Source organism: Pseudomonas sp. P5_152 (assembly GCF_033989915.1).
Lineage (GTDB): Bacteria > Pseudomonadota > Gammaproteobacteria > Pseudomonadales > Pseudomonadaceae > Aquipseudomonas.
Genome location: NZ_JASFAH010000002.1, coordinates 4,025,585 through 4,047,154 on the forward strand (window position 1 = coordinate 4,025,585; position 21,570 = coordinate 4,047,154).

Consider the following 21,570-nt stretch of genomic DNA (forward strand, 5'->3'; position numbering starts at 1 on the left):
GCCTGGGAGGAGCGGCTTATTAAACCGCTTTTCACCAAGGGCCCCTCATTGGGCGTGCGCTTTCTGGTGCTGGCTGTGCTATCGGTCGCCTTGATGGTGGTCGATGCCCGTTTTGACGTTCTCAAGCCTGCGCGCAGTCAGATGTCGCTGGTCTTGATGGACGCCTATTGGGTCACCGATCTGCCTGAGCGTTTGTGGCAAGGCGTGAGCAGCCAGTTTGGCAGCCGCACCGAGCTGGTCGCCGAAAACGAAAAACTCAAAACCGAAAACCTGCTGTTGCAGGGACGCATGCAGAAGCTGGCGGCCCTGACCGAGCAGAACGTTCGGCTGCGCGAGTTGCTCAACTCCTCCGCACTGGTCAATGAAAAGGTCGAAGTGGCCGAGTTGATCGGCGTCGATCCCAACCCGTTCACCCATCGCATCATCATCAACAAGGGTGAGCGCGACGGCGTGGTGCTGGGACAGCCGGTGCTCGATGCCCGGGGCCTGATGGGCCAGGTGGTCGAGCTGATGCCCTACACCTCGCGGGTGTTGCTGCTGACCGACACCACCCACAGCATTCCGGTGCAGGTCAACCGTAACGGCTTGCGCGCCATCGCCAGCGGCACCGGCAATCCGGAGCGCCTGGAGTTGCGCCATGTGGCGGACACCGCCGACATCAAGGAAGGCGACCTGTTGGTCAGCTCCGGCCTGGGCCAGCGTTTCCCGGCAGGGTATCCGGTGGCCACGGTCAAGGAAGTGATCCACGACTCGGGCCAGCCGTTCGCCATTGTGCGGGCGGTGCCGACGGCGGCGCTCAACCGCAGCCGCTACATGCTGCTGGTCTTCAGCGACAGCCGTACCCCGGAAGAGCGCGCCAACGAAGCCGCCCAAGCTCAGGACGTGCAGGATCAGCACGTCGGCAGCGCTGTCGTCGTGCCGGCGCCAGCACCTGCTGCTGCCCCGGCGGCAGCGCCTGCAGCACCGGTAGCGGCGCCCGCAACTGCGCCCAAGCCGGTGACGCCGGCCAAGCCAGCAAAACCGCCGGTCCAGGCAGCGCCAGTCAAGCCAGTAGTCCCCAAGCCGCCCGCGACGACACCCGCAGCCACGACCCAGGGTAGAGAATAATGGCCAGTACCCGTTCCCGTAATGGCTGGATGATCTGGCTGACATTCGCCATTGGCTTGCTGCTCAGCGTCGTGCCCTTTCCCCATGTCGAGATCTTGCGCCCGATGTTCCTCGCCTTGCCGCTGGCCTACTGGGCGCTGGAGATGCCGCAGAAAGTCGGGATGCTCACCGCCTTCTGCCTGGGGATTGCCCAGGACGTGCTGTTTGGCACGTTGCTGGGACACAACGCGTTGATCCTGACCCTGATCACCTTTCTGATCCTGACCCTGCAACAGCGGGTGCGGATGTTCCCGATGTGGCAGCAAAGCCTGGTGATCATGGTGATCCTGGGGCTCGCGCAGTTGCTGCAGCTGTGGCTCAGCGCCTTGACCGGAAACCGCCAGACCCTGGCTGTGCTTTTGCCTGCGCTGATCAGCGCGTTGCTCTGGCCCTGGGTCAGCTTCGGATTGCGTGGGTTGAGCCGCCGCTACAAAATCAACTAATTCGGTCAGGCATTTGCCCGCACCTCGACAGGGAGATGTCTTGATGATTGCGCTCTACCTCGCCTCAGGTTCGCCACGCCGGCGTGAGCTGCTGACGCAGATCGGCGTGCCATTCACCGCCATCAGCGCGGACATCGATGAAACCCCTCTGACAGACGAATCCCCTGCGGCCTATGTCGAGCGCCTGGCGCGCGGCAAGGCCCAGGCGGGTTTCGCCGCGCTGAGCAGCGAACAATCCGCCGCCCCGGCGTGCGTGCTGGGCGCCGACACCGCCGTGGTGCTCGACGGGCGGATTCTCGGCAAGCCGCGGGATCAAGCCGAGGCGCAGGTGATGTTGCTGGGCCTGGCCGGGCGCGAACATGAAGTGTTAACTGCGGTTGCCGTGCTTGATGGCCAGCGTTGCGAGTCGCGCGTGGTGCGCAGCCTGGTACGTTTTCGCTCCATCGACCAGGCCGAGGCCAGCGCCTACTGGGCCAGCGGCGAGCCCCATGACAAGGCTGGCGGCTATGGTATTCAAGGGCTCGGGGCGGTATTCGTCAGCGGGCTCAATGGCAGCTACTCGGCCGTGGTTGGCCTGCCCCTGTGCGAAACCTGCGAGCTGCTCGGCCATTTCGGCATACCCTGTTGGCAAACCCTTATCGCGCGCTCTGCGCCGTACTGACTTGATGCGGCCATAATCGTGAACATGCCTGAACGAGATCCTGCCATGAGTGAAGAGATTCTGATCAACATCACGCCGATGGAATCACGCGTGGCGGTGGTCGAAAACGGTGTCCTGCAAGAGGTGCATGTCGAGCGTACCCAGAAGCGCGGCATCGTCGGCAACATCTACAAAGGCAAGGTGGTCAGAGTGTTGCCGGGGATGCAGGCAGCGTTCGTCGATATCGGCCTGGATCGCGCGGCGTTCATCCACGCCTCGGAAATCTCCCTGCGCGAGGGGCCGGCGGTCGAGAGCATCAGCGCCCTGGTGCATGAAGGCCAGAGCCTGGTGGTGCAGGTCACCAAGGACCCGATCGGCTCCAAAGGTGCACGCCTGACCACCCAGCTGTCGATTCCTTCGCGCTACCTGGTGTACATGCCGCGCACCGCCCATGTCGGTATTTCGCTGAAGATCGAGGACGAAGCCGAGCGCGAGCGCCTCAAACAGGTGGTCACCGATTGCGTGGCCAAGGAAGGTATCAAGGAAGCGGGCGGCTTCATCCTGCGTACCGCCGCCGAAGGCGCGGGGGGCGATGAGATCCTGATGGACATCCGTTACCTGCGGCGCCTGTGGGACCAGATCGGCGCGCAGATCAAGACCGTCGGTGCACCCAACGTGATTTACGAGGATCTCGGCCTGGCCCTGCGTACCCTGCGCGACCTGGTCAGCCCGAAGATCGAGAAGATCCGCATCGACTCGCGGGAAACCTTCCAGAAAACCACACAGTTCGTCGCCGAATTGATGCCGGAAATTGCCGATCGTCTGGAGCACTACCCCGGCGAGCGGCCGATCTTCGACCTGTATGGCGTCGAAGACGAAATCCAGAAAGCCCTGGAGCGCAAGGTGCCGCTCAAGTCCGGCGGCTATCTGGTGGTCGACCCGGCAGAGGCCATGAGCACCATCGATGTCAACACCGGTGCATTCGTCGGGCACCGCAACCTCGAAGAGACTATCTTCAAGACTAACCTGGAAGCGGCGACTGCAATTGCCCGGCAACTGCGCCTGCGCAACCTGGGCGGGATCATCATCATCGACTTCATCGACATGGAAGATGAGGAGCACCAGCGCCAGGTGTTGCGCACGCTGGAGAAACAACTGGAGCGTGATCACGCCAAGACCAACATCATCGGGATCACCGAGTTGGGCCTGGTGCAGATGACGCGCAAGCGCACCCGTGAAAGCCTCGAGCAGGTCCTGTGCGAGCCTTGCAGCAGTTGCCAGGGCCGGGGCAAGCTGAAGACGCCGGAAACCGTGTGCTATGAAATTTTCCGCGAGATCCTGCGGGAAGCGCGGGCCTATCAGGCCGAAGGTTATCGGGTGCTGGCCAACCAGAAAGTGGTCGACCGGCTGCTCGACGAAGAGTCGGGCAACGTCGCCGAGCTGGAAGGTTTTATCGGCCGTACCATCCGGTTCCAGGTGGAGACCATGTACTCCCAGGAACAATACGACGTGGTGTTGCTCTGAATCGCTGCGTTGTGCGACTGATGGCGGGCCTGTACTCGCGAAACCTGTTTTCCATGGGGACCCACTGACATGGAACGTCTGATCCGCATTCTGGGCACGCTGACCCGCTGGGGGCTGGGGCTTTGCGCGTTGCTGCTGGTGCTGGTCGCGCTTTACGTCAACCTGGGGCGGGAGTTGTTTCCGCTGGTGGCCGAGTATCGGAGCGAGGTCGAGACCAAAGCCCGTGAAGCGCTCGGCATGCCCCTGCAAATCGGCAGCCTGGAAGGGCGCTGGAGCGGTATGTCGCCGGTCCTGTTGGCCCACGACGTAACGGTCGGGGAGGGCGTCAATGCCTTGCACCTGGATCAGGTGCGGGTGGTGCCCAATGTCTGGGACAGTCTGCTGTCGCGCGCGGTGCGCGTCCAGCACCTGGAGCTCAATGGCCTGAAGATCAGCCTCAAGGAAGGTGCCGACGGTCAATGGTCGCTCGAAGGCCTGCCGGTGCAGCAGGACAAGCCGTTGGACCCCGAGCAACTGCTGAACCAGATGCAGATGGTCTCCCAGCTGTCGGTGCTCGACAGCCAGATCACCCTGCAACCTTTGGATCAGCCGCCGCTGACCCTGACTTACGTGGGCCTGAGCCTCAAGACTGGCAGTAGCCGGCAGCGCCTCGACGCGCGGTTAACCCTGCCCGACGGCCAACCGCTGGCCATGAGCCTGCGCAGCCGGATTCGCGCCAGTCAGTGGCAAGACGCCGAGGTCGACGCCTATCTGAGCCTGCCGCAAAGTGACTGGGCGCGCTGGTTGCCGGCGAGAATCACCCAGCAATGGCAGTTTTCCCAGATCAGGGCCGGTGGCGAGTTGTGGGCGAGTTGGGGCAAGGGCGTCTTGCAGAGCGCCGCGATTCGCCTCAATGCCCCGCAATTCAAGGGTGCCTATGCCGAGCGCAAACCGGTGCAGATCAACAATCTGGCGCTCAACGGTTATTTCCAGCGCAGCGCCGAAGGCTTCAAGTTGAGCCTGGATTCGCTGGCCCTGAACCTCGGTGAGACTCGCTGGGAAACCCGCCTGCAATTGCAGCAGACGGCCACCACGGAAAAAAACCAGGAGCTCTGGCACCTGCAGGCCGATCGCCTCGACCTGACCCCCATCACCCCGATCCTCAATGCCTTGGGGCCATTGCCCGAAGGCTTTGCCACGGTGGTGGAGCGACTCAAGGTTACCGGTACCTTGCGCAACGTGTTGCTCGATATCCGACCCGAAGCCACCGACGACAGCAAGTTCAGCTTCGCCGCCAATCTGCAGCAGGTCGGTTTTGATGCCTATCACGGTGCGCCCGCGGCTCGTAACGTGTCCGGGAGCATCAGCGGCGACCTCGGGCAGGGCGAGTTGCGCATGGACAGCAAGGACTTCTCCCTGCACCTGGACCCGATCTTCGCCAAGCCATGGCAGTACATCCAGGCCAATGCGCGGTTGACCTGGAAGCTCGACAAGCAAGCCTTCACGCTGATCGCACCGTACCTGAAAGTGCTGGGGGAGGAGGGCAAGATTGCTGGTGACTTCCTGATCCGCCTGCACTTCGATCCCACCCAGGAAGACTACATGGACCTGCGGGTCGGCCTGCTGGAGGGTGATGGGCGCTACACCGCCAAGTACTTGCCCACGGTCCTCAGTCCCGGCTTGGACGAATGGCTGCGTACCGCCATTCTCAAGGGCGCGGTCGATGAGGGCTTCTTCCAGTACCAGGGCTCGCTGAATCATGATGCGGTCGAGGCTGCACGCAGCATCAGCTTATTCTTCAAGGTGCACGACGCGCAGCTGGCATTCCAGCCGGGCTGGCCGCACCTGAGCAAGATCAGCGGCGATGTGTTCGTCGAGGACAGTGGCGTGCGCATCCTGGCAAGCCAAGGGCAACTGCTCGATACCCAGGTGCGCGATGTCTTCGTCAACATTCCCCATGTGCCAGCGGGCAAGAACAGCCACATGTACATCGACGGCGCCTTTGCCGGTGGCCTGGGCGATGGCGTGAAGATTCTGCAGGAGGCGCCGATCGGCACCGGTCCGACCTTTGCCGGTTGGCAGGGCGAGGGTGACCTGCAAGGCAAGCTGAAGCTCGATATCCCCCTGGAAAAGGGTGAGGAGCCGAAGATCCTGGTGGACTTCAAGACGGCCAAGGCACGCCTCAAGCTCAGCGAGCCGGAACTGGAATTGACTCAGCTCAAGGGCGACTTCCGCTTTGACAGCAGCAAGGGCCTGAGTGGCCAGGGCATTACCGCGCGGGCTTTCGACCGGCCGGTGAGCGCGCAGATCTTCGCCGATGGCAAGGGTGGCAAGATCAATACTCGGGTCGTCGCGTCCGGCCAGGTCACGGTGAAAAAGCTCACTGATTGGCTCAAAGTCAGCCAGTCGCTGCCGGTTTCCGGCGACATCCCCTATCAGTTGCAGCTCAACCTCGACGGCGCCGACAGCCAGTTGATGGTCAGCTCCAGCCTCAAGGGCGTCGCGGTTGATTTACCAGCACCCTTTGGCATGCCGGCGGCACAAGGCCGCGACACGGTGTTTCGCATGACCCTGCAGGGCGCCGAGCGGCGCTATTGGCTCGACTACGGCGACCTTGCGGACTTCACCTTCGCCGCGCCGGCGAGCAATTTTGCCGAGGGTCGTGGTGAGTTGTTCCTCGGCAGCGGCAACGCGGTACTGCCGGGCGCCAAGGGCCTGAGTATTCGTGGTGTGCTCTCGGAATTGGATGTGGAACCCTGGAAGGCCCTGGTCGATCGTTATGCCGGGCAGGATCCGGGGGGCAGCGCCAAGCAGTTGCTCAGCGGTGCTGACTTCCGGGTCGGCAAGCTCACGGGATTCGGCACCACCCTGGACCAGGCGCGGGTACAACTGGATCGCAAGCCAGCGGCCTGGGGACTGCAACTCGATAGCCAGCAAGTCAAGGGCACGGTCGGGCTACCGAATGCCAAGGGCGCACCGATTGCCGTGAACCTGCAGTACGTGCGCCTGCCGGCGCCGGACCCCGCGGTGCAGGCCGACGAAAACGCCCCGGATCCGCTGGCTTCGGTCGACCCGACGAAGGTGCCGGCGCTGGATATCAACATCGCTCAGCTGTTCCAGGGCAAGGACCTGGTAGGCGCCTGGTCCTTGAAAGTGCGGCCGACTGCCAAGGGGCTGGCGTTCAACAGCATGAACCTGGGGCTCAAGGGCATGCAGTTGCAGGGTGCGGGCGGCTGGGAAGGCGTACCGGGCACCACCAGCAGTTGGTACAAAGGCCGACTCGAGGGCAAGAACCTCGCGGATGTGCTCAAGGGCTGGGGGTTCGCGCCGACGGTGACCAGTGACAACTTCCACCTGGATATCGACGGGCGGTGGCCCGGTTCGCCGGCCTGGGTCGGGCTGAAACGTTACTCCGGCAGCCTGGATGCCACGCTGAACAAGGGGCAGATGGTCGAAGTCGAAGGCGGTGCCCAGGCGCTGCGGGTGTTCGGCCTGCTCAACTTCAACTCGATTGGCCGACGCTTGCGCCTGGACTTCTCCGACCTGTTCGACAAGGGCTTGAGCTACGACCGGGTCAAGGGCCTGCTGGTCGCCAGCAACGGGGTGTTTGTCACCCGCGAGCCGATTACCTTGACCGGGCCCTCGAGCAACCTGGAGCTCAACGGCACCCTGGACATGGTCGCTGACCGTATTGATGCCAAGGTGCTGGTGACCCTGCCGCTGACCAATAACCTGCCAATCGCCGCGCTGATCGTCGGCGCGCCGGCGGTGGGTGGTGCGTTGTTCCTGATCGACAAACTGATCGGTGATCGTGTAGCACGATTTGCCAGCGTCAAATACACCGTCAAAGGTCCGGTGAAAGAGCCGAAGATCACCTTTGAAAAACCTTTTTGAGGCGCTTTTTCCCCCGCACGCAAAGGGCCTATGGAGTAGCATGGCCGCATACCTGAAACGGAGTGCGCCATGTCTCTTGCGGTGATTCAAATGGTCAGCCAGAGCGATGTGCTGGCCAATCTTGCCCAGGCCCGCAAGTTGCTCGAGCAGGCCGCCGAGGGTGGTGCGCGCCTGGCCGTGCTGCCGGAAAACTTCGCCGCCATGGGGCGGCGCGACGTCGCTGACCTTGGCCGCGCCGAGGCGTTGGGCGATGGTCCGATCCTGCCGTGGTTGAAACAGACCGCCCGCGACCTCAAGTTATGGATAGTCGCGGGCACCCTGCCGTTGCCGCCGCGGGATCAACCCCATGCGAAGGCCAATGCCTGCTCGTTGCTGGTCGACGAGCATGGCGAAACCGTAGCGCGATACGACAAGCTGCATCTGTTTGATGTCGATGTGGCGGACAATCGGGGGCGCTACCGTGAATCCGATGACTATGCTCATGGCAGTGCGGTGGTGGTTGCCCAGACACCGGTAGGCCGGGTTGGCCTGACGGTGTGCTACGACTTGCGCTTCCCCGAGTTGTACAGCGAATTGCGCGCCGCCGGGGCTGAGCTGATTACCGCCCCTGCGGCGTTTACCGCGGTGACCGGTGCGGCCCATTGGGAGGTGCTGATCCGGGCACGCGCCATCGAGACCCAGTGTTATGTGCTGGCGGCCGCACAGGGCGGCACACACCCGGGGCCGCGCGAGACCTTTGGTCACGCCGCGATTGTCGACCCTTGGGGGCGCGTGTTGGCCCAGCAGGACCAAGGCGAGGCCGTGCTGCTGGCCACACGTGATAGCAGCGAACAGGCGTCCATCAGGGCGCGGATGCCGGTGTCCAGTCACCGGCGCTTTTTCTCGCAGGGCGCACAGCGACCTGCCTCAGAACGTTGAATTAAGGCGTAAACCTATGAGCGAGTTGTTGTCCTCAGTCAGTGAACATCTGCTAGCGCCAGGCGGCGTGACCATCGAGAACCTGCAAAGCGTGCTGGGTGACCTGGCGGGGCCGGGCATCGATGCCGCCGACCTGTATTTCCAGGGCCAGATCTCCGAGTCCTGGGCGCTGGAAGACGGCATCGTCAAGGAAGGCAGCTTCAATCTGGACCAGGGTGTGGGTGTGCGGGCGCAATCGGGTGAGAAGACCGGGTTTGCCTACAGCAATGCCATCACCCTGGAAGCCCTGGGCCTGGCCGCTCGTGCGGCCCGTTCGATCTCCCGCGCCGGACAGAACGGCACGGTGCAGGCCTTTACCACCCAGGACGTCGCCCAGCTGTACGCGCCGGATAACCCGCTGGAAGTGTTGAGCCGTGCGGAAAAAGTCGAGCTGCTCAAGCGCATCGACGTGGCCACGCGCGCGCTCGATCCACGCATCCAGCAAGTCACCGTGAGCATGGCCGGGGTCTGGGAGCGGATCCTGGTGGCCTCCACCGACGGTGGCCTGGCGGCGGATGTGCGGCCCCTGGTGCGCTTCAACGTCAGCGTAATCGTCGAGCAGAACGGCCGTCGTGAACGCGGTGGTCACGGTGGTGGCGGGCGTACCGACTACCGCTACTTCCTGGCCGAAGACCGTGCCATGGGTTACGCCCGCGAGGCCCTGCGCCAGGCGCTGGTGAACCTGGAAGCGATTCCGGCGCCGGCCGGCACCTTGCCCGTCGTGCTGGGCTCGGGCTGGTCCGGGGTGTTGCTGCACGAAGCGGTGGGCCACGGCCTGGAAGGCGACTTCAACCGCAAGGGCAGTTCGGCCTACAGCGGCCGCATGGGCGAGATGGTCGCCTCGAAGCTGTGCACCATTGTCGACGACGGTACCCTGGCCGGTCGCCGTGGCTCGTTGAGCGTCGATGACGAAGGCACACCGACCGAGTGCACCACGCTGATCGAAAACGGCGTGCTCAAGGGCTACATGCAGGACAAGCTCAACGCGCGCCTGATGGGCGTGGCACGCACCGGCAACGGTCGTCGCGAATCCTATGCGCACCTGCCGATGCCCCGCATGACCAATACCTACATGCTCGGTGGCGAAAGCGATCCGGCAGAAATCATCGCCTCGGTGAAGAAGGGCATCTATTGCGCCAACCTCGGCGGTGGCCAGGTCGACATCACCAGTGGCAAGTTCGTGTTTTCCACCAGCGAAGCGTACCTGATCGAAGACGGCAAGATTACCGCACCGGTCAAGGGCGCAACCCTGATCGGCAACGGGCCGGAAGCCATGAGTCGGGTGTCGATGGTCGGTAACGACCTGTCGCTGGACAGTGGGGTAGGGACATGTGGCAAGGATGGGCAGTCGGTGCCGGTGGGTGTTGGCCAGCCAACCTTGAAAATCGACGCGATCACCGTGGGTGGCACGGGCGCGTAAAGGGATGGAGCTGCGGATGGGTTGCCAGGCAACCCATCCGCGACGAGGTTCAACGCAGGCCGCGTTGTGTCTCGTCCAGCTCGCGGATGTACTTGAAGATTTTACGGCTGGAAGCAGGAGGTTTGTTTTGCGCAACCTCGTGCTGAGCCTGACGGATCAAGGAGCGCAATTGCTGGCGGTCCGCGTCCGGGTACTCGATGACGAATTTTTCCAGGACAGCGTCGTCGCCGGCGATCAAGCGATCACGCCAGCGTTCCAGACCGTGGAAACGTTCGTTGTATTGGCGAGTGGAGGCGTCGAGTTGGTCCAGCAGTACCAGAATGGCACTGGTGTCCTGATCGCGCATCAGCTTGCCAATGAACTGCAGGTGCCGTTTACGCGCGATATTCGCGGTGTGCTTGGGCGCATCGGCCAGTGCCCGGCGCAAGGCGTCGGTCAAAGGCAGTTTTGCCAGCAAGTCAGGCTTGAGTGTTGTAAGGCGCTCGCCAAGGTCAACCAGAGCATGCAGCTCACGTTTGACCTGGGATTTGCTTTTTTCTCCCGTATCGAGGGAGTCGTCGTAAGAATCAACCATGGTGGCCGTCCGCAAAGAAACGCCGCCATGATAACCAGTCGGGGGCCGCTTGTCCGGCCCGGTCGCTCGATGGCCTTAACCGAAAGCAGAATTTGAGTGGAGAACAGCATGAGTGCAGTTGAAAGCGTCGGCCCACAAGCGTTGCCGGCACTGCAAGAGCAAGTCGAGCAGATCATCGCCGAAGCCAAGCGCCAGGGTGCCAGTGCCTGCGAAGTGGCTGTGTCTCTGGAGCAGGGCCTGTCGACATCGGTACGCCAGCGGGAAGTCGAAACGGTTGAGTTCAACCGCGACCAGGGCTTTGGCATCACCTTGTATGTTGGCCAGCGCAAAGGCTCGGCCAGCACCTCGGCCAGTGGCGCCGAGGCGATTCGTGAAACCGTTGCCGCGGCACTGGCGATCGCCAAGCACACCTCCGAAGACGAACACTCGGGCCTGGCCGATGCCGCGCTGATGGCCAGGGACCTGACGGACTTCGACCTGTTCCACGCCTGGGACATCACGCCTGAGCAGGCGATCGAAAAGGCCCTGGCTTGCGAAGCCGCCGCCTTTGCCGCCGACAGCCGGATCAAGAATGCCGATGGCACCACCCTCAGCACCCATCAGGGCTGCCGGGTGTATGGCAACAGTCATGGTTTCATCGGTGGTTATGCGTCTACCCGCCACAGCCTCAGTTGCGTGATGATCGCCGAGGCGGATGGCCAGATGCAGCGCGACTACTGGTATGACGTCAATCGCCAGGGCAACTTGCTGGCCGATCCGTTGAGCATTGGCCAACGCGCTGCGCAGCGTGCCGCCAGCCGCCTGGGCGCACGGCCGGTGCCGACCTGTGAAGTGCCAGTGCTGTTTTCCGCCGAACTGGCGGGTGGCCTGTTTGGCAGTTTTCTGGGGGCGATCTCCGGCGGCAATCTGTACCGCAAGTCGTCGTTTCTCGAGGGTGCACTGGGCCAGAAACTGTTTCCTGAGTGGCTGACCATCGATGAGCGCCCGCACTTGATGCGCGCCATGGGCAGTTCGGCGTTCGACGGTGATGGCCTGGCCACCTACGCCAAGCCGTTCGTCGAAAACGGCGAGTTGGTATCGTACGTGCTGGGTACCTATTCCGGCCGCAAGCTCGGTATGCCGAGCACCGCCAACTCAGGCGGCGTGCACAACCTCTTCGTCACCCATGGTGATGAAGACCAGGCAGCGCTGTTGCGGCGCATGGGCCGCGGCCTGCTGGTGACCGAGTTGATGGGCCATGGGCTGAACATGGTGACCGGCGACTACTCCCGGGGTGCGGCGGGGTTCTGGGTCGAGAACGGCGAAATCCAGTTCGCGGTCCAGGAGGTGACGATTGCCGGCAACATGCGCGACATGTTCAAGCAGATCGTGGCCGTCGGTAATGACCTGGAACTGCGCAGCAACATTCGCACCGGCTCGGTACTGATCGAGCGGATGACGGTGGCGGGTAGCTAAACCATACCGTTGCCAAAAAGGCGCGCCATCCCATCGGATGGCGCGCCTTTTTTATGGGCCTTGCTCGGGCTCGCACAATGAGTTCTATATTGATGGCGGGGTTGTTTTGGTTATCATTATCATCTAATAATGAATCTCATTATCGAATGAGCCTGGGTCATGAGTTCTGCCTTGCACGAGCAGCCTTACCTCGAAAGCTGGCGCTGGATGAGTCGTCAGATCCGCTGTGCGCTGGATCCTGACGAACCGCGCCTGATCGAACATTACCTGGCCGAAGGCCGGTATCTGTCCTGTTGTACGGCCACTTCGGCCTGGACCGTCGCTGAAACCTCATTTCGATTGCTCCTGGACACCGCTGCCGATGTCGCCTTGCCCTGGCATTGGCGCAGCCTCTGCCTGGACCAGGCCTGGCGACCGCTGCGCGACCTGGAGCGCCTGTCTTTGTGCAAATGCCGGCTCAAGCGCTGGCAAAGCTACACCTGGCAACTGGCGACCTGCGAGTTGCTGCCCTCCATTCCCCTCATTGAACTGGTGCAAGGATTTCCCGATGAGTAATACCCGTATCGAACGTGACAGCATGGGTGAGTTGCAAGTCCCGGTAGACGCCTTGTACGGCGCACAGACCCAGCGTGCCGTGGACAACTTCCCCATCAGTGGCCAGCGCATGCCGGCGCAGTTCATTCGCGCGCTGATCCTCGCCAAGGCGGCGGCAGCCAAGGCCAACGTGGAGCTCCAGCAACTGAGCGAAGCCCAGGGCAAGGCCATTGTCGATGCGGCCCAGGGTCTGCTTGAAGGGGATTTCATGCCGCACTTCCCGGTGGATATTTTCCAGACCGGCTCCGGCACCAGTTCCAACATGAACGCCAACGAAGTGTTGGCCACCCTGGCCAGTCGCCTGTTGGGCGAGCCGATCAATCCCAACGACCACGTCAATTGCGGCCAGAGCAGCAACGACATCATTCCCACCACCATCCACGTCAGTGCTGCGCTGGCGCTGCACGAACAACTGCTGCCGGCGCTCGACCACCTGGTGCAGGTGATCGAGCGCAAGGCCGAGCAGGTTCACCCGTTCATCAAGACCGGGCGTACCCATCTGATGGACGCCATGCCCGTGCGCATGAGCCAGGTACTCAACGGTTGGGCGCAGCAGCTCAAGGCCAACATCGGCCATTTGCACAACCTGTTGCCGGCCCTGCAATCCCTGGCCCAGGGCGGCACGGCGGTGGGCACCGGGATCAATGCGCACCCGCAGTTCGCGGCACGTTTCAGCCAGCAACTGAGCAGCCTGACCAAGGTGGCGTTCACCCCGGGCAAGGATCTGTTTGCCTTGATCGGCTCCCAGGATACCGCCGTGGCGGCGTCCGGGCAGCTCAAGGCGACTGCCGTATCGCTGATGAAGATCGCCAACGACCTGCGTTGGATGAACTCGGGCCCCTTGGCCGGCCTCGGTGAAATCGAGCTCGAAGGGCTGCAGCCTGGCTCATCGATCATGCCGGGCAAAGTCAATCCGGTGATTCCAGAAGCGACCGCGATGGTGGCCGCGCAAGTGATCGGCAATGACAGCGTGATCACCGTCGCCGGGCAGTCGGGCAACTTCGAGCTGAACGTGATGCTGCCGATCATTGCCCAGAATCTGCTGAGCAGCATCGAGTTGCTGGCCAACTCCAGTCGCCTGCTGGCGGACAAGGCCATTGCCAGCTTCAAGGTCAACGAGGCCAAGCTCAAGGAAGCACTGTCGCGCAACCCGATCCTGGTCACTGCGCTCAACCCGATCATTGGTTACCAGAAGGCCGCCGAAATCGCCAAGACCGCCTATCAGCAAGGTCGCCCGGTGATCGACGTGGCCCTCGAATACACCGACCTGTCGCGAAGCCAACTGGAAGAGCTGCTTAATCCGGAAAAGCTCACCGCAGGCGGCGTGTAATCACTGTCACCGCATAGGAGGCTCACCATGGAGCACTGGAAACGCACGATCGAAAGGGCCAACCGCTGCTTCATGCTGGGCGAGTTGGTCGATGCTCGCGAGGCCTACCTGCAGGCCCTGGCACTGGCGCAGGTGCTGTTCGCTCGCTGGGCGGACGCGGACGAGGCGGTCGCCGCCTGTGTGATCTCCCATCACAACCTCGCCGACCTGCATCTGCGCCTGAACCAGCCGGAGGAGAGCGCCGAATACCTGTGCGCCATCCATCAATTGCTGTTGCAGACCCTGCAGGACCCGCGCCAGGCACCGGCCTTGCGCGAGGCGGCACTGCGTCAAAGCAGCAAGACTTATGTCGAGCTGCTCACTTTCATCAGCGAGTACGGCGAGTACCCGCGTACCCACCGTCTGCTGCACATCGATACCGCAGCGCAGCCTAATGCTGCGCGCGCTTTTTATGGAGCTCATTAAAATGGCTTTTACCCTGCCGGCCCTGCCTTACGCCTACGATGCCCTGGAACCGCATATCGATGCGCAGACCATGGAGATCCACTACACCAAGCACCACCAGACTTACATCAACAACCTCAATGCTGCAGTGGAGGGCACCGAGTTTGCCGAGTGGCCAGTGGAGCGCTTGGTGGCCAGTGTCCAGCAATTGCCGGAAAAGCTGCGCGCAGCGGTAATCAACCAGGGTGGCGGGCATGCCAACCATTCGTTGTTCTGGGCGGTCATGGTACCCAACGGTGGTGGTCTGCCAGCTGGCGAGTTGGCCAAGGCGATCGATGCTCAATTGGGTGGTTTCGACAGCTTCAAGGAGGCCTTCACCAAGGCCGCGTTGAGCCGTTTCGGCAGTGGCTGGGCGTGGTTGAGCGTTACCCCGGAAAAGACCCTGGTGGTGGAAAGCAGTGGCAACCAGGATAGCCCGTTGATGAATGGCAATACGCCAATCCTCGGTCTGGATGTCTGGGAGCACGCGTATTACCTGCGCTACCAGAACCGCCGCCCGGAATACATCAATGCGTTTTACAACGTGATCCATTGGCCGCAAGTTGCGCAGCGCTATCAGGCTGCGCTGGCTTGAGCCTTCACTATAAAAAGACCTAAGGCCACTTATGGGCACTGAAACACTGACGATCAGCAGTGGGCGAATGTTTCGTTATGCGCTGGGTTCGCTCCTGCTGCTGGCAGGTACCACCTTGCTGGTTGCCCATGGCCTGGCGTGGCTCGACCTTGAGCCAAAGTTGATGCGGGCCCTGCAGGGCGGGGCGATCTGCGCGCTGGGCACGGCCCTTGGGGCGGTGCCGGTGCTGGTGATCCGGCGGATGCCAGTGGCGCTCAGCGATACCTTGCTGGGTTTTGGCGCCGGGGTAATGCTGGCGGCGACGGCCTTTTCGCTGATTGTGCCGGGAATCGCCGCTGCTGAAAGTCTGGGGCTGTCATCCTGGGCTGCCAGCGGCCTGATGTGCTGCGGCATCATGCTGGGGGCGTTCGGGCTGTTTGTGGTGGATCGGCAGATGTCCGGTGCGACCCCCGAGATGCTGGTGGGCACCCAGGAGCGCCCGGTCATCCCGCCACGCATCTGGCTGTTCGTGTTCGCCATCATTGCCCACAACATTCCTGAAGGCATGGCAGTGGGAGTTTCGGCCGGTGGTGGCATGGCGGACGCAGATAGCCTGGCCATGGGCATTGCCTTGCAGGATGTGCCGGAAGGGCTGGTAATCGCGCTGGTACTGGCGGGAGCCGGGATGTCGCGGGTCAAAGCCTTCCTGATCGGCGCCGCATCAGGGTTGGTCGAGCCGGTGTTTGCATTGCTGTGTGCCTGGCTGGTAAGCCTGGCCGAGGTGATCCTGCCGTTGGGCCTGGCCCTTGCTGCGGGTGCGATGCTGCTGGTGGTGACTCATGAGGTGATCCCCGAATCGCGCCGCAATGGCCACGAGAAACTTGCCAGTCTCGGCTTGCTGATCGGGTTTTGCCTGATGATGGTGATGGATACGGCGCTGGGGTAGGGGGCTGTGGCGTGTTGTCGCTGTCTCGCTGTAGCAGCTGCTACGGGCTATTACGGCTTTATTCGCCTTCGTCGAAGTAGTTGTTGATCAGTGCTACCAGTGCATCCAGCGCTTCTTGTTCCTGCTCGCCTTCGGTGCTCAGGTGGATGCGGGTGCCTTTGCCTGCGGCCAGCATCATCATAGCCATGATGCTCTTGCCGTCGACCATCGACTCTGGAGTGCGTCCTGCACGGATCTGGCACGGGTACTGGCCTGCAACGCCGACGAACTTGGCTGAAGCGCGGGCGTGCAGGCCCAGTTTGTTGATGATTTCAATTTCCAGAGCAGGCATCGCGGTGTGAATCCTTTAGCTAAGGTCGCGGTGGCGAACCTGGACGTTCTTCAGGGTTTTTTGCAGGACCTGGCCCAGGCGCTCGGTCAGGTAGACGGAGCGGTGATGCCCGCCTGTGCAGCCAATGGCAATGGTCACGTAGGCCCGATTGCTGGCGGCAAAACGTGGCAGCCATTTGAGCAGGTAGCTGGAGATGTCTTCAAACATTTCTTCGACATCCGGCTGAGCGGCCAGGTATTCGGCAACCGGCTGGTCCAGCCCGGATTGTGCGCGCAGTTCCGGTTTCCAGTAGGGGTTGGGCAGGCAGCGTACGTCGAACACCAGGTCTGCATCCACCGGCATGCCGCGCTTGAACCCGAACGACTCGACCAGGAATGCGGTGCCCGGCTCGGGTTGATTGAGCAGGCGCAATTTGATGGTGTCACGCAGCTGGTAGAGGTTCAGGTTGGTGGTGTTGAGCTTGAGGTCGGCGAGGTCGGAGATCGGCCCCAGCAGGGTGGTCTCGTCCTTGATAGCTTCGGCGAGCGAGCGCTGCGAGTTGCTCAGTGGGTGGCGCCGACGGGTTTCCGAGAAGCGCTTGAGCAGGGTTTCTTCATCGGCGTCGAGGTACAGCACATCACATTGGATATGCCGGTTACGCACTTCTTCGAGCAAATCAGGGAAGCGTGACAGATGGCTCGGCAGGTTGCGCGCATCGATCGACACGGCCACCAGTGGCTGGGCCATGTCGTTGTGAATCAACGCGCGTTCGGCCAATTCAGGGAGCAACCCGGCGGGCAGGTTGTCGATGCAGTAGTAGCCGTTGTCCTCCAGTACATTGAGGGCCGTGCTTTTACCGGAGCCGGAGCGGCCGCTGACGATGATCAAACGCATGATTAATGACCGTTTTGCTCGTCCAGGACAACCTGGTACAGGGCTTCACTGGTGCTGGCGCTGCGCAGGCGATCGCGCACTTCCTTGCGGTCCAGCATGCTGGCGATCTGGCGCAAGAGCTCCAGGTGGGCATCGGTGGCGGCTTGCGGGACCAGCAGAACAAACAGCAGGTCGACCGGAGCGCCATCGATGGCATCGAAATCAATAGGTGCGTCCAGGTGCATCAAGGCGCTGATGGGCGCCTCGCAGCCTTTGAGGCGGCAGTGAGGAATGGCGATGCCGTTGCCAAAACCGGTCGAGCCGAGTTTTTCACGGGCGATCAGGCTCTCGAAGACATCTTGCATCTCCAGATCCGGGACTTCCCGGGCGATCAGGTTGGCAATTTGTTCGAGGGCGCGTTTTTTACTGCCGCCCGGCACGTTCACCAAAGAACGGCCGGGGGTCAGGATGCTTTCAAGTCGGATCATGGGATGGGGGTGTTAACGACCGGTTGCGCCCTGGAGGAGGCTCTGGGTCTTTTCCTTATGCTTTTTAAGTTGACGGTCCAGCTTGTCGGTCAGCAGGTCAATGGCGGCATACATGTCCGTATGCTCGGCATTGGCGACTACTTCTCCGCCGGGGATATGCAGCGTGGCTTCGATTTTCTGCAACAGCTTCTCGACGTTCATCGTGACTTGCACGTTGGTGATCTTGTCGAAATGCCTCTCCAGCCGGTCGAGTTTTTCGCCGATGTAGGTGCGCAGAGGTTCGGTAACTTCCAGTTGGTGTCCACTGATGTTGACTTGCATACAGCTTCTCCTTCGTTGCCAGTGCATAAGGCGGCAGGCCGAGTTGCCTGCCACTAGGGTGTCTGCGAAAGATTTCGAAAACACCCTGGAACGCTGTGGCGTGGCCCGTTACATCAATCGCTTGCGTTCGCTCGAAGGCGCGATCCCGAGGGATTCACGGTACTTGGCGACGGTACGACGGGCTACCTGAATACCTTGTGCCTCCAGTAAACCAGCGATCTTGCTGTCACTCAACGGCTTTTTCTGATTTTCCGCGGCAACCAGTTTTTTGATGATCGCGCGGATCGCCGTGGACGAGCATTCGCCGCCTTCGGAGGTGCTGACGTGGCTTGAGAAAAAGTATTTCAGCTCATAGATACCGCGCGGGGTATGCATGAATTTTTGCGTGGTGACCCGGGAAATCGTCGACTCGTGCATGCCTACCGCTTCGGCAATGTCATGCAGGACCAACGGCTTCATCGCCTCGTCGCCATATTCGAGAAAGCCGCGCTGGTGCTCGACGATCTGGGTGGCCACTTTCATCAGGGTTTCGTTGCGGCTTTGCAGGCTCTTGATGAACCAGCGCGCCTCCTGCAACTGATTGCGCATGAAGGTGTTGTCGGCGCTGGTGTCAGCGCGACGGACGAATCCGGCGTACTGGGGGTTGACCCGCAAGCGCGGTACCGACTCCTGGTTCAGTTCCACCAGCCAGCGCTCGTTGTCCTTGCGCACGATCACATCCGGCACCACGTACTCGGCTTCGCTGGACTCGATCTGCGAGCCAGGTCGCGGGTTGAGGCTCTGGACCAGTTCGATGACCTGGCGCAGTTCGTCTTCCTTGAGCTTCATGCGCCGCATCAGTTGGCTGTAGTCGCGGCTGCCGAGCAGGTCGATGTAATCGCTGACCAGGCGCTTGGCTTCTGCCAGCCAAGGGGTCTTGGCGGGCAGTTGGCGCAATTGCAGCAACAGGCACTCGCCCAGGTTGCGGGCGCCGATGCCGGCGGGTTCGAATTGTTGGATGCGGTGCAGGACGGCTTCGATTTCGTCCAGCTCGATGTCCAGTTCCGGGTCGAATGCCTCGAGAATCTCCTCAAGGGTTTCGTCCAGGTAACCCTGATTGTTGATGCAGTCGATCAGGGTCACGCCGATCAGGCGATCGGTGTCGGACATCGGGGACAGGTTCAATTGCCAGAGCAAGTGGCTCTGCAGGCTTTCCCCGGCGGAGGTGCGGGTGGTGAAGTCCCACTCGTCGTCATCGTTGCTGGGCAAGCTGCTGGCACTGGTCTGGTAGACGTCTTCCCAGGCGGTGTCGACCGGTAGTTCATTGGGAATGCGCTCGTTCCATTCTCCTTCCTCGAGGTTATCCACCGTGGGGGCGGTTTCCTGGTAGGAGGGTTCCTGGACGTCGGTGTTGGGTTTGTGCTCGATGTTGTCCGCCATCGGGTCGGCGTTATCGAAGTCGTCGCCTTCTTCCTGGCGTTCGAGCATTGGATTTGACTCCAAGGCTTCCTGGATTTCCTGTTGCAGGTCCAGGGTCGACAATTGGAGCAGGCGGATGGCCTGTTGCAGCTGCGGTGTCATCGTCAGCTGCTGGCCCATTCTCAAGACTAGCGATGGTTTCATGGCTGGGGCTTAACACCTTATTCGCCGGCGCACGTGCGCCATCCACTACAGGGCGCCGGAGCGCCAAACTTAAGCAAATTATATGCCTGAAACTGAAGTGTTTGCCTAGAGCGTCATGACAATAAAAATATTAAGGCTTTCATTGACAATCCGCTCTGCCGGCAGACCAGACGCCTCGCAGCTTAAAGGCGGAACTCATGGCCCAGGTACACTTCCTTGACCAGTTCGTTGGCCAGGATGGTTTCAGCGTCACCTTCTGCGATCAGTTGACCATCGTTGACGATGTAGGCGGTTTCGCAGATGTCCAGGGTTTCACGCACGTTGTGGTCCGTGATCAGCACGCCAATGCCCTTGGCCTTGAGGTGATGGATGATCTGCTTGATGTCGCCGACCGAAATCGGGTCCACGCCGGCGAAAGGTTCGTCGAGCAGGATGAATTTCGGCGCGGTGGCGAGGGCGCGGGCAATTTCCACGCGGCGTCGTTCGCCACCGGAAAGGCTCATGCCCAGGTTGTCGCGGATGTGGTTGATGTGGAACTCCTGCAACAGGCTTTCGAGTTCCTTGCGCCGACCGGCCTTGTCGAGTTCCTTGCGGGTTTCGAGAATGGCCATGATGTTGTCGGCAACCGACAGTTTGCGGAAGATCGACGCTTCCTGTGGAAGATAGCCGATACCTGCCCGCGCGCGACCGTGCATGGGCTGGTGGCTGACGTCCAGGTCATCGATCAGTACGCGACCCTGATCGGCCTGCACCAGGCCGACGATCATATAGAAGCAGGTAGTCTTGCCGGCACCGTTAGGGCCAAGCAGGCCGACGATCTGGCCGCTGTCGATGGACAGGCTGACGTCACGCACGACCTGACGGCTCTTGTAGCTCTTGGCCAAGTGCTGGGCTTTGAGAGTTGCCATTACTGGGCCTTTTGCTCGTCAGTTTTCTTTTTCGGCTGGATGACCATGTCGATCCGCGGACGTTGCTCAGTGACCTTGCTGCCCGTGGCGCGACCGGCGCTGGCGAGCTTTTTGTTGGTGTCGTAGACGATTTTCTCGCCCTGGGTAATGTTGCCGTCCTTGTCGACGACTTTGGCCCGATCGATCAGCACGACGCGGTCTTGCGAGGCGTGGTACTGGATGGTCACCCCGTAGCCCTGCACGGGCTTGGAGTCGCCCGCAGTCTGCATCTGCTCGAAGTAGGCCAGGTTGCCGACCGAGGTCACGACGTCGATATCACCAGCCGCGGTGCGGGTGATGGTCACGGTGTTGCCGGTGACCTTCATCGAGCCCTGGGTGATGATCACGTCGCCCTTGTAGGTGGCGATACCGTTCTTGTCGTCCAGTTGGGCGTCGTCGGCCTGGATGCGGATAGGTTGATCTCTATCGGTCGGCAGGGCCCAGGCGCTCACGCTTCCCAGTGCTGCGCCCAGACTGAGCAAAATAGGGAGGGTTTTAACGAGCCTCATACTGTCCTCTTACGTTCGATAGCAGGTGTATCCTGCTGTCTTTCAAATACGCCTTCATTCCGGTACCAGTCGATACACCGCCAGCGCCGTCGATTCTAACGGCTTGCTGGGTCTGCGCATATTGTTGCTTGGGGAATACCGTCATGCGTGTGGTGGTGATGACCATTGGGCGATTCTTGGCATCGGTGCGTGCAATGCGCACCGAGTCGATCAGCTCGACCTCGGTGCCGTCAGGATTGACCTCGCCACGTTCGCTCTGCACGTGCCAGGGGAATTCGCTGCCGCGATACATCTGCAGGTCCGGTTTGGTCAGCAAGGTCACTTCGCTGGCCTTGACGTGCTCGACCTTGTCGGACGTCATGTCGTACTGCAACTTGCCATCTGGCAGGAACTGCACGCTGTGGGCGTTGATGGCGTAGTAGTCGATCTCGCTCTCGTTGACTGCGGCTACCGGCTTGTCGAGAAAGCGCTCGGGGCTGATGTTCCAGTAGCCGACAGCCGCAAACAGCGCGGCGATGGCTGCGAAGAACACGATGTTGCGAAACTTTTTACTCAGCATAA

Annotated in this window: 22 protein-coding genes; 13 read left to right on the forward strand and 9 right to left on the reverse strand. The window is 61.6% G+C overall.

Going from position 1 to position 21,570, the window contains the following annotated elements; all coding sequences use genetic code 11:
- Positions 1-18: 18 nt before the first annotated feature.
- From mreC to tldD, 7 genes are all read left to right on the forward strand, one after another.
- Positions 19-1,107 (forward strand): rod shape-determining protein MreC, encoded by a 1,089-nt coding sequence (gene mreC, locus QMK50_RS18080; protein ID WP_159998732.1) that lies wholly within the window; start codon positions 19-21, stop codon positions 1,105-1,107.
- A complete protein-coding gene (gene mreD / locus QMK50_RS18085; protein ID WP_095169335.1) occupies positions 1,107-1,589 on the forward strand; it encodes a rod shape-determining protein MreD in 483 nt (160 codons plus the stop codon). The genes mreC and mreD overlap by 1 nt, the downstream gene beginning before the upstream one ends.
- 43 nt (positions 1,590-1,632) lie before the next feature.
- Positions 1,633-2,250, forward strand: a complete 618-nt coding sequence (locus QMK50_RS18090) for a Maf family protein (protein WP_320333653.1) — start codon at positions 1,633-1,635, stop codon at positions 2,248-2,250.
- Between the two features lie 45 nt (positions 2,251-2,295).
- Entirely contained in the window at positions 2,296-3,753 is a 1,458-nt protein-coding gene (rng, locus tag QMK50_RS18095) for a ribonuclease G (RefSeq protein WP_095169337.1), read from the forward strand.
- A gap of 69 nt (positions 3,754-3,822) precedes the next feature.
- Entirely contained in the window at positions 3,823-7,626 is a 3,804-nt protein-coding gene (locus QMK50_RS18100) for a YhdP family protein (protein WP_320333654.1), read from the forward strand.
- Between the two features lie 69 nt (positions 7,627-7,695).
- Positions 7,696-8,544: a carbon-nitrogen hydrolase family protein gene (locus QMK50_RS18105; RefSeq protein WP_095169339.1), complete on the forward strand. Its 849-nt coding sequence runs from the start codon at positions 7,696-7,698 to the stop codon at positions 8,542-8,544.
- Between the two features lie 16 nt (positions 8,545-8,560).
- A complete protein-coding gene (tldD, locus tag QMK50_RS18110; RefSeq protein WP_095169340.1) occupies positions 8,561-10,003 on the forward strand; it encodes a metalloprotease TldD in 1,443 nt (480 codons plus the stop codon).
- Between the two features lie 49 nt (positions 10,004-10,052).
- Here tldD and yjgA read toward each other — a convergent pair whose 3' ends face one another.
- Positions 10,053-10,577, reverse strand: a complete 525-nt coding sequence (yjgA, locus tag QMK50_RS18115) for a ribosome biogenesis factor YjgA (protein ID WP_095169341.1) — start codon at positions 10,575-10,577, stop codon at positions 10,053-10,055.
- 108 nt (positions 10,578-10,685) lie between these two features.
- Here yjgA and pmbA point away from each other — a divergent pair, with 108 nt between their 5' ends.
- The 6 genes from pmbA to QMK50_RS18145 all read left to right on the forward strand — a co-directional run bounded on the left by pmbA (position 10,686) and on the right by QMK50_RS18145 (position 15,959).
- Positions 10,686-12,032 (forward strand): metalloprotease PmbA, encoded by a 1,347-nt coding sequence (gene pmbA, locus QMK50_RS18120; protein WP_095169342.1) that lies wholly within the window; start codon positions 10,686-10,688, stop codon positions 12,030-12,032.
- Between the two features lie 159 nt (positions 12,033-12,191).
- A complete protein-coding gene (locus tag QMK50_RS18125; RefSeq protein ID WP_095169343.1) occupies positions 12,192-12,587 on the forward strand; it encodes a FagA protein in 396 nt (131 codons plus the stop codon).
- A complete protein-coding gene (locus QMK50_RS18130; protein ID WP_320333655.1) occupies positions 12,580-13,956 on the forward strand; it encodes a class II fumarate hydratase in 1,377 nt (458 codons plus the stop codon). The genes QMK50_RS18125 and QMK50_RS18130 overlap by 8 nt, the downstream gene beginning before the upstream one ends.
- A gap of 27 nt (positions 13,957-13,983) precedes the next feature.
- Complete coding sequence (locus QMK50_RS18135; protein WP_095169345.1) at positions 13,984-14,421, forward strand: hypothetical protein; 438 nt, start codon at positions 13,984-13,986, stop codon at positions 14,419-14,421.
- A 1-nt stretch (position 14,422) separates the two neighbouring features.
- Positions 14,423-15,034 (forward strand): superoxide dismutase, encoded by a 612-nt coding sequence (locus QMK50_RS18140; protein ID WP_159993772.1) that lies wholly within the window; start codon positions 14,423-14,425, stop codon positions 15,032-15,034.
- 31 nt (positions 15,035-15,065) lie between these two features.
- Positions 15,066-15,959, forward strand: a complete 894-nt coding sequence (locus QMK50_RS18145; protein ID WP_095169347.1) for a ZIP family metal transporter — start codon at positions 15,066-15,068, stop codon at positions 15,957-15,959.
- A 58-nt stretch (positions 15,960-16,017) separates the two neighbouring features.
- Here the strand turns inward: QMK50_RS18145 and QMK50_RS18150 are convergent, their stop codons facing one another.
- The 8 genes from QMK50_RS18150 to lptC form a co-directional block, all read right to left on the reverse strand.
- Positions 16,018-16,290, reverse strand: a complete 273-nt coding sequence (locus QMK50_RS18150; protein ID WP_095169348.1) for an HPr family phosphocarrier protein — start codon at positions 16,288-16,290, stop codon at positions 16,018-16,020.
- Positions 16,291-16,305: 15 nt separating this feature from the next.
- On the reverse strand, positions 16,306-17,163 hold the full coding sequence (rapZ, locus tag QMK50_RS18155; RefSeq protein WP_320333656.1) for an RNase adapter RapZ: 858 nt from the start codon (positions 17,161-17,163) through the stop codon (positions 16,306-16,308).
- 2 nt (positions 17,164-17,165) lie between these two features.
- Positions 17,166-17,630: a PTS IIA-like nitrogen regulatory protein PtsN gene (ptsN, locus tag QMK50_RS18160; protein WP_095169350.1), complete on the reverse strand. Its 465-nt coding sequence runs from the start codon at positions 17,628-17,630 to the stop codon at positions 17,166-17,168.
- 12 nt (positions 17,631-17,642) lie between these two features.
- Complete coding sequence (gene hpf, locus QMK50_RS18165) at positions 17,643-17,951, reverse strand: ribosome hibernation-promoting factor, HPF/YfiA family (RefSeq protein ID WP_003178005.1); 309 nt, start codon at positions 17,949-17,951, stop codon at positions 17,643-17,645.
- Positions 17,952-18,059: 108 nt separating this feature from the next.
- Complete coding sequence (locus tag QMK50_RS18170) at positions 18,060-19,553, reverse strand: RNA polymerase factor sigma-54 (protein WP_320333657.1); 1,494 nt, start codon at positions 19,551-19,553, stop codon at positions 18,060-18,062.
- Between the two features lie 182 nt (positions 19,554-19,735).
- On the reverse strand, positions 19,736-20,461 hold the full coding sequence (gene lptB, locus QMK50_RS18175) for an LPS export ABC transporter ATP-binding protein (protein ID WP_095169352.1): 726 nt from the start codon (positions 20,459-20,461) through the stop codon (positions 19,736-19,738).
- Positions 20,461-21,009 carry a lipopolysaccharide transport periplasmic protein LptA gene (lptA, locus tag QMK50_RS18180; RefSeq protein WP_095169353.1) on the reverse strand — a complete coding sequence of 183 codons (549 nt, stop codon included), beginning with the start codon at positions 21,007-21,009 and terminating at the stop codon, positions 20,461-20,463. The genes lptB and lptA overlap by 1 nt, the downstream gene beginning before the upstream one ends.
- Positions 20,996-21,568 carry an LPS export ABC transporter periplasmic protein LptC gene (lptC, locus tag QMK50_RS18185; protein WP_095169354.1) on the reverse strand — a complete coding sequence of 191 codons (573 nt, stop codon included), beginning with the start codon at positions 21,566-21,568 and terminating at the stop codon, positions 20,996-20,998. Before lptC ends, lptA begins: the two co-directional genes overlap by 14 nt.
- Between the last annotated feature and the right edge of the window lie 2 nt (positions 21,569-21,570).

Coding starts and splice junctions, on each gene's coding strand:
- tldD (WP_095169340.1), top strand. CDS start 8,561: ATGAGCGAGTTGTTGTCCTCAGTCAGTGAACATCTGCTAGCGCCAGGC.
- QMK50_RS18105 (WP_095169339.1), top strand. CDS start 7,696: ATGTCTCTTGCGGTGATTCAAATGGTCAGCCAGAGCGATGTGCTGGCC.
- lptB (WP_095169352.1), bottom strand. CDS start 20,461: ATGGCAACTCTCAAAGCCCAGCACTTGGCCAAGAGCTACAAGAGCCGT.
- QMK50_RS18150 (WP_095169348.1), bottom strand. CDS start 16,290: ATGCCTGCTCTGGAAATTGAAATCATCAACAAACTGGGCCTGCACGCC.
- QMK50_RS18135 (WP_095169345.1), top strand. CDS start 13,984: ATGGAGCACTGGAAACGCACGATCGAAAGGGCCAACCGCTGCTTCATG.
- yjgA (WP_095169341.1), bottom strand. CDS start 10,577: ATGGTTGATTCTTACGACGACTCCCTCGATACGGGAGAAAAAAGCAAA.
- QMK50_RS18090 (WP_320333653.1), top strand. CDS start 1,633: ATGATTGCGCTCTACCTCGCCTCAGGTTCGCCACGCCGGCGTGAGCTG.
- QMK50_RS18140 (WP_159993772.1), top strand. CDS start 14,423: ATGGCTTTTACCCTGCCGGCCCTGCCTTACGCCTACGATGCCCTGGAA.
- pmbA (WP_095169342.1), top strand. CDS start 10,686: ATGAGTGCAGTTGAAAGCGTCGGCCCACAAGCGTTGCCGGCACTGCAA.
- lptA (WP_095169353.1), bottom strand. CDS start 21,009: ATGAGGCTCGTTAAAACCCTCCCTATTTTGCTCAGTCTGGGCGCAGCA.
- QMK50_RS18170 (WP_320333657.1), bottom strand. CDS start 19,553: ATGAAACCATCGCTAGTCTTGAGAATGGGCCAGCAGCTGACGATGACA.
- QMK50_RS18125 (WP_095169343.1), top strand. CDS start 12,192: ATGAGTTCTGCCTTGCACGAGCAGCCTTACCTCGAAAGCTGGCGCTGG.
- mreD (WP_095169335.1), top strand. CDS start 1,107: ATGGCCAGTACCCGTTCCCGTAATGGCTGGATGATCTGGCTGACATTC.
- rng (WP_095169337.1), top strand. CDS start 2,296: ATGAGTGAAGAGATTCTGATCAACATCACGCCGATGGAATCACGCGTG.
- QMK50_RS18130 (WP_320333655.1), top strand. CDS start 12,580: ATGAGTAATACCCGTATCGAACGTGACAGCATGGGTGAGTTGCAAGTC.
- rapZ (WP_320333656.1), bottom strand. CDS start 17,163: ATGCGTTTGATCATCGTCAGCGGCCGCTCCGGCTCCGGTAAAAGCACG.
- QMK50_RS18100 (WP_320333654.1), top strand. CDS start 3,823: ATGGAACGTCTGATCCGCATTCTGGGCACGCTGACCCGCTGGGGGCTG.
- hpf (WP_003178005.1), bottom strand. CDS start 17,951: ATGCAAGTCAACATCAGTGGACACCAACTGGAAGTTACCGAACCTCTG.
- lptC (WP_095169354.1), bottom strand. CDS start 21,568: ATGCTGAGTAAAAAGTTTCGCAACATCGTGTTCTTCGCAGCCATCGCC.
- QMK50_RS18145 (WP_095169347.1), top strand. CDS start 15,066: ATGGGCACTGAAACACTGACGATCAGCAGTGGGCGAATGTTTCGTTAT.
- ptsN (WP_095169350.1), bottom strand. CDS start 17,630: ATGATCCGACTTGAAAGCATCCTGACCCCCGGCCGTTCTTTGGTGAAC.